At 68.0% G+C, this 12,582-nt stretch carries 11 protein-coding genes and 3 pseudogenes; 9 read left to right on the forward strand and 5 right to left on the reverse strand.

What is annotated here, in order from left to right:
* Positions 1-9 precede the first annotated feature (9 nt).
* The 4 genes from ACWIHY_RS36170 (at position 10) to ACWIHY_RS36185 (ending at position 2,633) form a co-directional block, all read left to right on the forward strand.
* A complete protein-coding gene (locus tag ACWIHY_RS36170) occupies positions 10-477 on the forward strand; it encodes a VOC family protein (RefSeq protein ID WP_454380688.1) in 468 nt (155 codons plus the stop codon).
* Between the two features lie 53 nt (positions 478-530).
* Positions 531-893: a DUF488 domain-containing protein gene (locus tag ACWIHY_RS36175; RefSeq protein ID WP_454380689.1), complete on the forward strand. Its 363-nt coding sequence runs from the start codon at positions 531-533 to the stop codon at positions 891-893.
* Between the two features lie 170 nt (positions 894-1,063).
* On the forward strand, positions 1,064-1,756 hold the full coding sequence (gene folE / locus ACWIHY_RS36180; RefSeq protein WP_454380690.1) for a GTP cyclohydrolase I: 693 nt from the start codon (positions 1,064-1,066) through the stop codon (positions 1,754-1,756).
* Complete coding sequence (locus ACWIHY_RS36185) at positions 1,749-2,633, forward strand: RibD family protein (protein WP_454380691.1); 885 nt, start codon at positions 1,749-1,751, stop codon at positions 2,631-2,633. Before folE ends, ACWIHY_RS36185 begins: the two co-directional genes overlap by 8 nt.
* 518 nt (positions 2,634-3,151) lie before the next feature.
* Here the strand turns inward: ACWIHY_RS36185 and ACWIHY_RS36190 are convergent.
* Positions 3,152-4,093, reverse strand: a complete 942-nt coding sequence (locus tag ACWIHY_RS36190; RefSeq protein ID WP_454380692.1) for a DUF5996 family protein — start codon at positions 4,091-4,093, stop codon at positions 3,152-3,154.
* A gap of 246 nt (positions 4,094-4,339) precedes the next feature.
* Here ACWIHY_RS36190 and ACWIHY_RS36195 point away from each other — a divergent pair, with 246 nt between their 5' ends.
* Positions 4,340-5,704, forward strand: coding sequence for an APC family permease (locus ACWIHY_RS36195; protein WP_454380694.1), 1,365 nt, complete (start codon positions 4,340-4,342; stop codon positions 5,702-5,704).
* Positions 5,705-6,114: 410 nt separating this feature from the next.
* Positions 6,115-6,753 carry an NADPH-dependent F420 reductase gene (locus tag ACWIHY_RS36200; protein WP_454380695.1) on the forward strand — a complete coding sequence of 213 codons (639 nt, stop codon included), beginning with the start codon at positions 6,115-6,117 and terminating at the stop codon, positions 6,751-6,753.
* Between the two features lie 65 nt (positions 6,754-6,818).
* Here the strand turns inward: ACWIHY_RS36200 and ACWIHY_RS36205 are convergent.
* A pseudogene (locus tag ACWIHY_RS36205) lies at positions 6,819-7,288 on the reverse strand (Dps family protein).
* Positions 7,289-7,468: 180 nt separating this feature from the next.
* Positions 7,469-7,868: pseudogene (locus ACWIHY_RS36210) on the reverse strand (Crp/Fnr family transcriptional regulator).
* Positions 7,869-8,122: 254 nt separating this feature from the next.
* Here ACWIHY_RS36210 and ACWIHY_RS36215 point away from each other — a divergent pair.
* Positions 8,123-8,443 (forward strand): annotated as a pseudogene (locus ACWIHY_RS36215) (NF041680 family putative transposase); the annotation flags it as partial.
* A 140-nt stretch (positions 8,444-8,583) separates the two neighbouring features.
* On the opposite strand, the gene ACWIHY_RS36220 reads toward ACWIHY_RS36215, so the two are convergent.
* On the reverse strand, positions 8,584-9,735 hold the full coding sequence (locus ACWIHY_RS36220) for a hypothetical protein (protein WP_454380696.1): 1,152 nt from the start codon (positions 9,733-9,735) through the stop codon (positions 8,584-8,586).
* Between the two features lie 865 nt (positions 9,736-10,600).
* Here ACWIHY_RS36220 and ACWIHY_RS36225 point away from each other — a divergent pair.
* Positions 10,601-11,266, forward strand: a complete 666-nt coding sequence (locus ACWIHY_RS36225; RefSeq protein WP_454380699.1) for a protein-L-isoaspartate O-methyltransferase family protein — start codon at positions 10,601-10,603, stop codon at positions 11,264-11,266.
* On the opposite strand, the gene ACWIHY_RS36230 is transcribed toward ACWIHY_RS36225, so the two are convergent.
* The gene (locus ACWIHY_RS36230; RefSeq protein WP_454380697.1) at positions 11,254-11,499 is read right to left on the reverse strand and encodes a hypothetical protein; all 246 of its coding nucleotides are present in this window, start codon (positions 11,497-11,499) and stop codon (positions 11,254-11,256) included. The two genes, ACWIHY_RS36225 and ACWIHY_RS36230, sit on opposite strands and share 13 nt — an antisense overlap.
* 452 nt (positions 11,500-11,951) lie before the next feature.
* On the opposite strand from ACWIHY_RS36230, the gene ACWIHY_RS36235 reads away from it, so the two are divergent.
* Complete coding sequence (locus ACWIHY_RS36235) at positions 11,952-12,278, forward strand: hypothetical protein (protein ID WP_454380698.1); 327 nt, start codon at positions 11,952-11,954, stop codon at positions 12,276-12,278.
* Positions 12,279-12,582: the final 304 nt, after the last annotated feature.

Raw genomic sequence — 12,582 nt, forward strand, 5'->3', positions numbered from 1 at the left:
AAGGTCCTCATGCCACATACCCATGAAGCGGCACATCGCGACCGGCATTCGGATAGCGGACCGGACGCGCGCGGGCCACGGCTGGCCTCGGTCGTGGTGTTCGTCCGCGACCACGACGCATCGGCGGACTTCTACCGCGAGCTGCTGAACATGGAGGTCACCGTCCGCACCGCCACCGCCGCGCTGCTCGTAGGCCGAGGCGGCTTCCAGGTGTACCTACGCGCCGTGGGCCCTCACGCCGCACACTCGGTGGGCCACGTCGGGGCGCAGTACGTCATCTGGACGGCGGACGGCCTCGAGGACCTCCAGCGGTGCGAGCGCGTGCTCAGAGCCCGCTCCGACCGTGTCGACACCAGGGAAGAGGAGGGCTTCACCCTCATCGAGGGCCGGGACCCCAGCGGCCTGCCGGTGCTGGTGGCCTATCCGGGGCCGGACGAAGTGGCGCGGCTCGAGATCATCTCTCGTTACTACGTGTGACGCGTAGGGAGGCGGAAGCAGCCGGCTCACGAGGAGGTCGAGGAGGTCCTTCCATGGCTCGCAGCAGGACGGTGCACGTGCGCCGCGTCTACGAGGATCCGGCGCAGACTGACAGCGTGAGAGTACTGGTCGACCGGGTCTGGCCCCGAGGGATGACCAAGGACAAGGCCCACCTCGACGAGTGGTGCAAGCAGGTCGCCCCCTCCACGGAGCTGCGCAAGTGGTACAGCCACGACCCCGAGCGTTTCGCGGAATTCAGCCGTCGCTACCGGACCGAGCTCAAAGATCCCGAACACTCAGACGCTGTGACACACCTGCGCGACCTGGCCCAAGGCCGAACTCTGACACTGCTCACCGCAACCAAGCATCCCGAGATCAGCGAAGCCGAGGTGCTCGCCGAGCTGCTGCGGAGCTGACAGCGGGGATCACTCGGCCCGGGATGCGCTCGCCGCCTCACGTGCTTGCGCAGGGGCATTGTGTTCCTGGGCGGCGCCCATGCAGAAATCGGTCGATAATGGCTGTGACCGCCACCAGCGAGAAGTCTCGTCGCATTTTGAGGCTGCTTATGAACGATCAACTGCCACAGATGAACGGTCCTCCGCCCGTCGCAGGGCTGGTCGGCGAGAGCCTCGTGCCTGTTACGGATGAGATCGAGTGGGCGGCCGTGTCTCCGCGGCAGATCGCCCCCGAGGAGTGGCAGCGGTTCGAAAGCTACCTCAAGGAGGTCTTCGAGGCACTGGGCCTGGCCGTCGGGTCAGCGGCCACGGCCGACACACCCCGTCGCTTCCTGCGCGCCCTCTTCGACGCCACCAGCGGGTACGAAGGCGACGAAAAGCTGGTCACTGCCTTCGAGACCGAATGCCACGGCGGTTCGGACTGCCGGATCAGCCAGATCGTCGAAGGACCGATCCCCTTCTTCGCCCTCTGCGAGCATCACGCTCTGCCGTTCTTCGGCAAGGCGTACGTCGGGTACATCGCACACGAGCACATCCTCGGCCTGTCCAAACTGACCAGGCTGGTGCGGCTGTTCGCCCGCCGCTTCTCCGTGCAAGAGCGCATCGGCCGCCAACTCGCCGAATCGCTGCAGCAGATCCTGCTCCCACACGGCGTCGCAGTCCACCTGGAAGCGGTGCATCTGTGCACGCAGATGCGCGGAGTACGGGAGATCGAGTCCAGCACCCGTACCACCCACTGGCGGGGCACCTACGACGAGGATCCGCAACTGCGGGGAGAATTCTTCACGTTGTGCGGCCAACGCGGCCTGGCCGGCCATGGCTGAGCACAGCACCGCCCACCCCGCCGCCGGAACACAGACAGGCCCGCTGGAGCCACTGGAGTTGCTGTACGAGGAGGCCGGACAGCCCAGCTTCGGCCTGCCTGCCACGCTCGCCACGGCGTACAGCGGCGATCTGGGCTTCACGACGCCGTGCGTGTACGCAAACTTCGTCGCCTCCCTTGACGGAGTGGTCGCCCTCGGTCCCGAATACCCCTCCTCCGGCTCGGCGATCAGCGGGCGTGAACCCGCGGACCGCTTCGTCATGGGACTGCTGCGCGCATGCGCCGACGCGGTACTCATCGGGGCCGGCACACTCCGAGCCACACCCCGCCACCTGTGGACCCCCGACCACGTCTGTCCGCAAGCCGCACCCGACTTCCGCGCGCTACGGCGCAGCCTGAAACGCGCCACGCAACCGCAACTGGTTGTGGTCACAGCGAGCGGCAATGTGCCCACCGAGCACCCAGCGCTGCAGTCGGGCGCGTTCGTGGCCACCACCGCGGACGGCGCCCGCCGACTCGAGGGACGCCTGCCGCCAACCTGCGCGATACTCACCGCGGTCGAAGGACCCGCTCTCCGTATGGCCGACGTCTTCGCGTCTCTCCACGCCCAGGGACACACCGCGGTGCTCAGCGAAGGCGGACCGCGGCTCATCGGTCACCTCCTCGGCGAGGGCCTGCTGGACGAGCTGTTCCTCACGACATCCCCGGTGCTCGCCGGCCGGGCCGGCACATCCCGACCCGGGGTGATCTCCGGACTCGAACTGCTGCCGAACCAGCCGGCGTGGACGGACCTGATCAGCGCTCGTCGACGGGACTCATATCTGTTCCTGCGCTACCGACTTCGTACGCCAAGCGGCGGCCCAGCACTGGCCCATTGACGCAGGCCGAGGTGCGACGCCGAATGCTTGGTCGCGTGCGGACGATGTGAACCTCCCGCTCATACAGCCTCCGGACATCGCACGCGCTACGGAGCCGCGGCGATCACTGTGGCATTGGCGAACCGCCCTCAACCAGCAGGTGGGCGCCGTCGAGACGTCGGCCCGTGATGGAGAACCGAGGGAATCCGCTGGCCTGCACAGCTCGAGCGGTGTGGAGTTCCCCATCGCGTTGTCAGGGGAGCGTACCTGTATGCCGTCGGCCGGGGGGCTCACGTCACCTGCCGCTGTCAGGCGGGGGAAGAGGAGTTCCTCGAGAGCGTCCATGGCGAAGAGAGGGGCCGAAGCTGATGCCGCCCACCTCGCACCCGGAAGCGCAGCCAGTGCCTGGCCCCAAGGACAAGCTCCCCATGGACCAGCGGCACCTGCACTGAAAGCCCACAGGCGAACGAGCACGTCGAACGGGTCAGTACGCGAGTTGTGGCCGGGTAGCGCCGGGGCGAGCACGCGCCGAGTCGAGATCAGGCGGGCGGGGCCGCCAGGTGCCGGTCCGTTATCCCTCCAGGGCAGGCCAGCCTGGCCATGTCCCAGTCGGCGCGCCCGGCTCCGGCCCGGTAGGCGCTCTCGTAGAAGGCGAGCACGGCGGCGCGGGGGTCTGCTTCGGCGCGGGCGTCGTCGTAACGGAGGACGGCCAGATGACTGCTGTTGCGCGCCACCCATCGGGCGGATCCTGGTGCGAGCGGCTCTTCCGCCAGCCCTGGGGGTTCGGGTGAGGTGTAGGAGTAGAAAGCGGGTTCGGGGAACGCGTCGTCCCCGAACCAGAAGCCGAAGCTGATCACCTCACGGGAGTACGCCTCGCGGGTGACCGGGTCCGCCTCCGCCGGCTGTTCGGCGTGCCGTCCGGAGAACCTGCTGTAGGCGATGTCGAACGTGTGCCAGAAGTGATGCACAGGGCTGGCTTTCCCCGAGAATTCAGCCGCGAATTCCTCCAGTATCAGCGCCACCTGACTGAGGACTCGCCAATAGCGGTTGGCCTGCACGGGATCGTAGGCAGCGTGTTCGGTGTCCTCGGCGAACGGCCTGGATGCGTCCGGCAGGTCGAAGGGGTTGGGGAGTGGGATGTCCACCCGGACACCCAGCGCGGCCAGAGCGTCCAGGGTCGCGCGGTGGAAGGACGCCACCGACCGGCCGCAGAGCGGAAAGGACACCTCTGTCCCGTCCAGCGAAGCGGCCACCAGCCGGTGGCCGACAAAGTCGAAGTCGATGGTGAACGGATCACCCTCGGCCCGCCCCATCGGACGCGTAGTGATGCCACGCCCGGTGAGGTGGAAGGGCACATTCCACCAGTGGTTGCGCCGAACGCTGGCGGCGAGCCGAATCTTGCCGACGACCTGCGCAAACCGGTGCAGCGCCTCCTTGCAGTCCCGCCATTCGGCAAGCGGGATCGGCGGGAAGAGCTCCATGAGCCTTCCTTCCTGCTCGGAGGCTCCGGCTGAGCGCGGATACCGGCGGACCCCTCCATGATGGCCGACCCCGCCGTGCATGGCACCCCGCCAAGTGCCACCGACTACGGCAGCCGCGGCCGTACGGCGCACTCAAGGGCAACGGGGCCCAGCGGACGTGCTCCGATTGCAGTAGGCCAGGCATCACTGACTGGCCTGCCGGGCAGGCAAGACGTTGTTCAGTGCGGAACGTCTCAGGGGGAGCCCGTGTCCACAACCGGAAGGGATGGCACCGATTCACCAGGGAGAGGGGATGACACCCCGCTGCGGCGCGTCATCGGTCCCAGACTGCTGGTCCTGTTCGTGATCGGCGACATCCTCGGTACCGGGATCTACGCCACCACCGGTCAGGTCGCTGGCAAGGTCGGCGGGGCGCTGTGGCTGCCGTTCGTCATCGGGTTCGCCGTGGCCATCCTGACCGCGGCCTCGTACGTCGAGCTCGTCGGCAAGTACCCGCAGGCGGCCGGTGCCGCGCTCTACACGCAGAAGGCGTTCAACGTCCCGTTTCTCACCTTCATCATCGCCTTCATGGTGATGTGCTCGGGCCTGTCTTCGGCGAGCGCGGCGGCGCGCGCCTTCAGCGGCGACTATCTCGCCGAGTTCACTGACGTCCTGCCGTCCACCCTCGTCGCGATCCTGTTCATCCTCGCTCTGGCGGCCCTGAACCTGCGGGGCGTGTCGGAATCGGTGAAGACCAATGTGGTCCTCACCCTGGTCGAGCTGACCGGCCTGCTCATCATTCTCACGATCGGCGCGTGGGCGGTCCTGGCCGGTGACGGCGAACCGGGCCGGCTCGGCGAGTTCCAGGCGGAGGGCACCGGTTCCGCGCTGATTACCAGCGTGCTGGGGGCCACAGCCCTTGGCTTCTTCGCCTTCGTCGGCTTCGAGGACTCCGTCAACATGGCCGAGGAGACCAAGGACCCGGCGCGTACGTTCCCGCGCGCCATCTTCATCGGTGTCGCCGTCACCGGCACCATCTACGTTCTGGTCGCCCTGGTTTCCTCGCTGCTCGTCGACTACCGCGTGCTGGAGGAGTCCAGCGGCCCGCTGCTGGAGGTCGTCAAGGCCGGCGGCATCGACTTTCCGCCGAAGCTGTTCGCACTGATCGCCCTGTTTGCCGTCACGAACTCGGCCCTGATCAACATCATGATGGCGTCCCGCCTGTGCTACGGCATGGCCAACGAGCGCATCCTGCCCCGCGGCATGGGCCGTGTCCTGCCCCGGCGCCGCACCCCGGTCGTCGGCATCGTCTTCGTCTCGCTCCTGGCCATCGGCCTGGTTTCCACCGGAGAGATCGCCGGCCTCGGCGACACCACGGCCTTTCTGCTCCTGTGCGTCTTTACCGTCGTCAACATCGCCGTCCTCGTCCTGCGTCGCGACCGTGTCGAGCACAAGCACTTCCGCACGCCGACCGCCCTGCCCGTGCTCGGTGCGATCACCTCCCTCATCCTGGCCAGCCCGCTGTCCGACCGGCCCGCGGACGTCTACATCAGGGCGGGTGTGCTGCTGGCCATCGGAATCGGTCTGTGGGCGCTCAACAAGCTGGTGATGAAGGCGCGCGGCGAAGCGTGAGCCGCACCGTCTTCCCGGTGAGGCGGAACAACCCGAGTGCCCAGCCCGGCCACGAGACTTCCCAGCCTGCGAAGGGCCGGGTCCGGTTCGATCACGGTGCCACTGGTCTCGCGTTGGCCTCCACTGGCGTCCGGCTCCCCTTTCCTCCGCCCAGGAGCGCGCCACAGCAAGGCCGGTGGTCGCCCGCACAGTTCCACAGCACCCGCGGTATGAGCATCCCGCCTCGTGTCCGGCATCCGGGTGACACCGGCCGTCCTGGCCGCACTGCCGTCGGCCCTCGGGATAGGGATGCATCTGCGCCCTTCGGCGTCCTGCCTGACCCTGCACTTCGCTCCGGGCCGGCACTGCCCATGGGCAGACCGACGGACCCGACGGCGTCGTACGCTCCGTCAGACCGGAAGGCAGCAGCCGTGAAGATCAACATTGTGGGACCCGGCAACATGGGCCGCGCCATCGCCACCCGTGCCCTTGCCGGCGGCCATGGAGTGCGCGTGGTCCACCCCGACGTCGACCGTGCCCGGGAAGTGGCCGAGGAGCTCAAGCAGCGGTTCCCGGACGGCGAGAGCGAGTGGGCCGCGTCGGCGGAGGCGGCCGATGTCACCGTGCTCGCACTGTGGTACGAAGGGGCGTTGGAGGTCGCGAGATCCTCCGGGGCTGCACTGGCCGGACAGGTTTTGGTCGATATCTGTAACCCCATCGACGTCTCGACCATGGATGGGCGGGTGACGCCCCCGGACAGCTCGGCTGCCGAGGAGATCCAGCGGATCATCGGCACGGACGTGAAGGTCGTCAAAGCGTTCAACACCACCTTGGCCGGCCCACTGACGACAGGCGAGGGCCATGACTTCCCGCTCGACGTCCTGATCGCCGGAGACGACTCCGCCGCCAAGGACAAGATCGCGGAGCTTGTCCGCTCCGGCGCGATGCGCCCGTTCGACGTAGGACCCCTGCGCAGAGCTCGGGAGCTGGAAGCGATGGGATTCCTGCACATCGCCATCCAGCAGCCCCTCGAGCTGAACTGGCACAGCTCGATCAAGATCCTCCCCTGACCGATGGCTGATGAGGGCGAGCACGGGCGCTGGCCATCGTCGTCGCACACGGCGACCTCTCAAGCTCAGCCGTTCGCCGCCTGGAACATCCAGTGGTGCTTCTCAAGATCCGCCGTGATCGAGATGAAGATGTCCTGGCTCACCGGATCCGCTTCGGCGGTGGCCTCCACCCGCTCCCACATCCGCGTGATCACCGCGTCCAGCGCGGTCACGAGCGTGCCCACCGCGTCAATGCCAGTGACCCAGCCTCCGGGAGCACTGCCGACGCCGCTTTGGGCCGCCACCGTGTCGGCCCGCCCGCAGGGCGAGACACCCAGCGACGCGGCGCGCTGCGCCACGATGTCGGAATGCATGCGCGCGGTCGCCACGACCTCGTTGAGCTGCAGGTGGATGGAACGGAAACGCGGCCCGACCACATTCCAGTGGATCTGCTTCCCCACAAGGGAGAGATCCACCAGATCGACCAGTGCGCCCTGCAACGCCGCGGCACGGTCTTGATGTCCGCCCCGGACAGCTTGCTCTTGACGAGGCACAGGGCATTCTCCGAATCCTCCGCCGCACGTCCCTCGCACGGAGAATCGTTGCCCCGAGCCCCCTCTCCTTCCCACCTTGTCCAGGACGGGCAAACGGGGCATACACGAAAGCCCGCCCAAGCCCCTCCAGGTATCCCGGAGAAGCCCCGGCCTGGGATTCGAGGCTTCCTCGTCCCGCCTCGTCAGGGCACGTCGCCGGCGCCGTAGGGCGCGTACAGGTCAAGCAGTCGCACCCGGGCGGACCTGAGCCGGCCCCCGACCACCTCGGCGACATAGGCCCACAGCTCGTGCCGCAGCTCCGGGTTCTTCCCCACAGCTCACGGACCACAGTTGCGTCGAACTCGTCGGCGCGCACCGGGCTGGTGGCCTGGGCTCCCAGGTACCAGTGATGGGGAGGGACCAGCCAGGACCAGCCCAGGAGTTCCCCGGCGCCGAGAGTCTCGATGACCGCTGCGCGGCGGCCGGGCACGCGACGTCGAGAACGACGGTGCCCGTGCGGATGATCCAGAAGCGGTCGGCCCTGCCGCCCTCGTCGAAGATGCGCTCGTCGACGTCGAACGACACCTCACGAGCGAGCGACATGAGCTGATCACGATGCTCTCTGGTCAGGGCGCCGAAGACGCCGGTCCTCGCAACCACGATCGCCTTCCCTTCTCGCCCTCTCTATGCCCGCAGCGCAGTTGGTCTGTCGCCCCTGAATGTCAAGCCGGTGCGGCCGGCTGGTTCGAGGCCATCCTTCTCGGGGCGGCAACCTGGCCCGCCTCGCGCGTGAGGCAATGTTCCCTGCGGCGGTCCTGTCGGAGCACCGCTCGGTACGGGCCGTAGGTCGCGCTAATCCCGAGGCCGGCGAACGCTGGACCTGGATCGTCATCGCCGCCCACACCCAGCTCCGCCTCCTCCGCCAGGCCGCCACCGACTTGCGACGGCCGTGGGAGGAGCCCGCCGAACCCGGCCGCCTCACCCCGGCCCGGGTCCGCCGGGGGTTCAGGAACCTCCGCCCGCACCTCGCCTGCCCGGCCCGTGCACCGAAACCATCAACTGCCGGCCCTGGAAGGCCACTTGGATCGAAGAACCGGCGGCTCGCCACCCGCTACGACGTGGGCAAGACCGCAAAACGACCAGAAAGCATCACCGAACGAAACCGGATCGGACCATAAAAGACGAGCTCAGCTTGTTCTTTATCTTCCGGCCTCGAATGGTGTCTCGAAGGCTGACCGAAGCCTTCGTCGTCTCCCTGTGCGGCAGACCGCTTCGCGGGAGGCCCTGAAGCGGGGGCGGGGAACGACGTCGGCGTGCTCTACGTGTTCGGGTCCCGGAAGCGGCCAAATGCCTTCGTGAGGGCGTTCAGCGGTGAGCCGCCCGCCTTGACCGGCCCTGGTACGGGCGGACGGGGCACACCGTCGCCGCCGGTCGCCTCGGCCAGCGCGGCATGCGCCGCCTCGGCCGCCTCCCGGTAGAGGTCACAGGACTTCGTCATGGCATCGAGCGCCTCAGCGTACTTGACGACCATGCCCTGGGCGTGGACCAGCTCCTCGTCCGGGGTCAGCAGGTGCCAGCCCTGGCGCAGTCGCGTCAGGGCTCGCTCGGCGTCGTGGGGCAGCGGCTGCGGCAGCACGGCGAACTTCATGATGATGTCCAGGAGTTCCGTCGGTTCGGAGCCGTCCAGGAAAACACTGCGCACCGTGAAGAGCTCCGCGTCGTAATCCGGTCTCCGCGGCTCCGTGGGCAGGACGACGGCGCCGCCGCGAGGCAGCCGCACGTTCAACTCCCGCTTCAACGCGAAGTCGGCGATCTGCGCCTGCTCCGGAGTGCCCCGGTGCTCGACCACCCGGTGCCGAAGGCTCGGCGGCAGGAACGTTGAGACCGGCTGCTGCCCCCTCGCGTCCGGCGTCATCGCCTCGTGCACCACGACATGGATGAACCAGCTCTTGCGGGAGCAGTCCCGCAGCCGGTGCCGCAGTTCATCGTCGTCCTTCGGCAGGTGGTTCGCCGCCCGCAGGCGCACGCCCGGCACCGTGTCGTGGTCCCAGGCGACCCGGTCGCTGTCGGGCCAGAACATGGTGGCGGGCGAGGGCCACCGCACGTCCCACGTCAGCTCTGCCTCGGCGGCGAGGACCCAGGTGATGCCCTCGTCCTCTTTGCGGCGGGCCTCGGAGTCGTACATGGTCAACTGCGCACGCACCGTGATGTCGTCGGCCACGCGCCAACGGGCCTCGAAGAGGCGACGGGCCGACGGGCCGGGGTCGGCGGACTCGTCACGCGGGTGCAGGACGGTGGAGCGGGCCGCCTCGACGGGGTCGAGGTCCAGGAAGTCGTCGAGCACCCCGGCCGCCTTGAGGGCGGTCAGGTTGCGCCGGACGTCCTGCTCGGGCTCGGGCCCGAGGTGGCGCCCACGTCCCAGCCAGGCGGTGTCGGGGACGACGGTCGAAGAGCTGCTGTTCTTGGGCATGGAACCGTTCTGTGGGTGATCGGGGGCCTGACCAGTATGGAGCTAAGGCCGTGGTTTGGAACTGAGGGCCCTCGTGCCCGTCGTCCAGGGGATGCGAAACGTCCCTTGTTGCAAAGTCTCGTCCGCGGCCACCTGTGGTTGCCGGGCCACGGTTCGGTGCCGGGTGGGACCAGACAGCTCAATGAGCGTCGCGGAGATGTCGCCCTACAGGAACAAGCCGGTGGCCGTTCACTCTTCATTTCAACTAACTGAAAGACTCCATTCCGCGCCAAACCTCCCTAGTCAGGAAGTGTCGGCCCCGCACACGCGGGGATGTTCCGCTCCGCACGCTGTTCGTCCAGTGGCGACGCGTTTCGGCCATTGCCTGCGGTTCTCCTATCAGCGCTGTGGGCGGGTATCACCCTGGGACCGGCAAGTGCTGTGAGGAGAGAGGCAGTCGCGCGGGCGAACACCGCAAGCCGGATCCGGACCCGAAGCCAGGGCAAGCCGCCACCCGGGAACTCGGATGGGAAAGCCCCCGACCCGCCGCCCAGCGGCACCCGCCGGAAGTAGCAGGTCGTGGACGAGTTCACTGCAGCCCGGCACCGCCTGGCGCACATCATGGATGCCCGAGGTGCCCGGCCCGCTGATTCGCCGTGGGTCCGCAAGGCCGTCGAGGACTGCCGCGTCACCGTTTCGCCTCCTCAACGAGCGTGGGTCTGGGACGGATCCGAGTACGTGGCGGTAGACCGCTGCGTGGACCCCGGTCGCTGGGGAGCTCGTCTACCCGGGGCCCGACGACTCCACCATTACGCAGATCACGGATGGGCTGGCGACGTCCAGTCTTTCCTGCCAGTCGGTCGTAGTGGACATGCTCGACTCCCTGATGGCAGAACCAGGCCACCGGGTGCTGGAGCTCGGGACAGGGCTCGGTTGGAACGCTGCGCTGCTGAGCGCACGTGCCGGACCGGGCCAAGTGGCCTGCGTGGAGGCCGACCCTGGCCTCGCGGCCGCCGCACGGGAGCGTCTCAAGGCGGTGGGTGCCGAGGTGACTGTGGAAGTGGGTGACGGCGCCCAAGGCTTGCCGACCCATCGACCGTACGAGCGTCTCATCGCGACGTACGCGGTCGACCAGGTGCCGTGGCCGTGGGTAGAGCAGGTGCGGCCGGGCGGCCGCATCGTCACCCCCTGGGGCAGGCTCGGGCATGTGGCGCTCACCGTGGCTCCCGACGGCCAGTCGGCCAGTCGGCCAGTCGATGGATGCATGGCCTCGCAATGTGCATGCCCAGTCGCGGCACTGACCCGGGCAAGCCGTGGGATCAGGTCTGCGGCCACGGCCTCCCAGAGACCGAAGACCCCCTTACCCGAGATCTGCTGCCGCTGCACGCGGACTGGAATCTGCTGTTCGCCCTACGCGTCGTCTTGCCCGGCATTCGCATCAAGACGGAGGTTAATCAGGGGGTTACCGCCTGGCTCCACGACGGTCGCTCTTCCTGGGGCCACGCTCGTAGCGTCGGAAGCGGGCAGCGCTGTGGCGTATCAGGTGGTCTGAGTGGCGAGGGCTTCGGGAAGCCGGGTAAAGGTTCTTGTGGAGTCGTCGGTGCCAGTGATCAGGGTGGGGCTGGTCAGGGGGCGGTTCAGGCGCTGGCCGCTCCATGCACAGGCGAGGGTCCAGGCGACGGAATTGGGCAGCAGGTGTTCGGCAAGGCCGTTGCTGTGCAGGAAAAGAGCGGCTTTCGGGTGTGAAGGTTCGTCAGCGCTACGCGCCGAGAGGTCCTGCAGCATCAGGGAAAACCTGAGCGCGACCAGACCGCGACTGTTCCAGCGGCGGAGAGGGTGATCGCTTCGCGCGGACGACATCTTGGCCCCCTACGGGGGTAGGGGGCCGGATTGGCACTGTGGTGTGACGTGGTGGATGGAGCCTTGGCTCTAACTTCTGGTCGTCGGCAGCGGGCCGGCCAGAGAGTGGAGGCCAGACAATGCCTTTTATGGCTTCGCAGCGCGTCGGCAAGGCTGCCGGGTCTGGTTCAGCGGTCATCCGTCCGGGATTCGCGCGGCGGGTCGGGTACGCGGTAGTGCTACTTCCGGCCTCGGTCGCGACGGTCGGTGCGGTTGCGGTCGGGCGTTCGGGCAGGGCGCGTGGGTGGTGGGCCCGGGCCGGTGAGCAGGGCCCGGCGACGCAGACGTCGAGTCGGCGACCTGGCGCGGCGCGTCTGCTGGCGCATGCCCTGTTGTGCGTGCCGCTCGGGCTGCTGGCGCTGATCCCCGTGGGCATCGAGATCCTGTTCGTTCTTCGCGGGGTCCTCTACCCGCTGGTCGATCGCGGCCCTTACAACCACTCCTGGGGCGGTCCGAGCGTCGGTGGGGCCTGGCTGGCGCACTTCGGCGTCGGCGTGCCGTTCGCGGCTGCCGGGGTGGGCGCCCTGTGGCTGTTGGGGCACCTGCACTCCCGTCTGGCGGGCTGGATGTGGGGCCGCAACGTCGGGCTCGGACCCTTCATCGCCACGGCCGCGGCCTCCGTCTGCGGGGTCGCGTTGGTCATCGCCTGGATCCACCAGTTGTGAGGCCGGTCGTATCAAGGCCCGCGATGAAGATCCACGTTCCTGACTTCCGGCGCCGGTCGCTGCTGGCCTTCTGCCACCAGGCAGTGTGGGACGACCTGGCCCGGCGTTTGGGTAATTACCGAAACCTGGGCTCCGGGAAGGAGCCGTCGTCGTACAGATTGAAGCTTCCCCTTGATCTTGGACACCTGGAGACTGGGACGTGAGGTTCTAGAGGAAGTAGTGCCAGGTGGGAAGCAAGTACACGAAGCGGTACTCGGAGGAGTACAAGCGGGATGCCATCGCGCTCGTCAACTCCTCCGGCAGG

Source organism: Streptomyces sp. NPDC055287 (genome assembly GCF_053646035.1).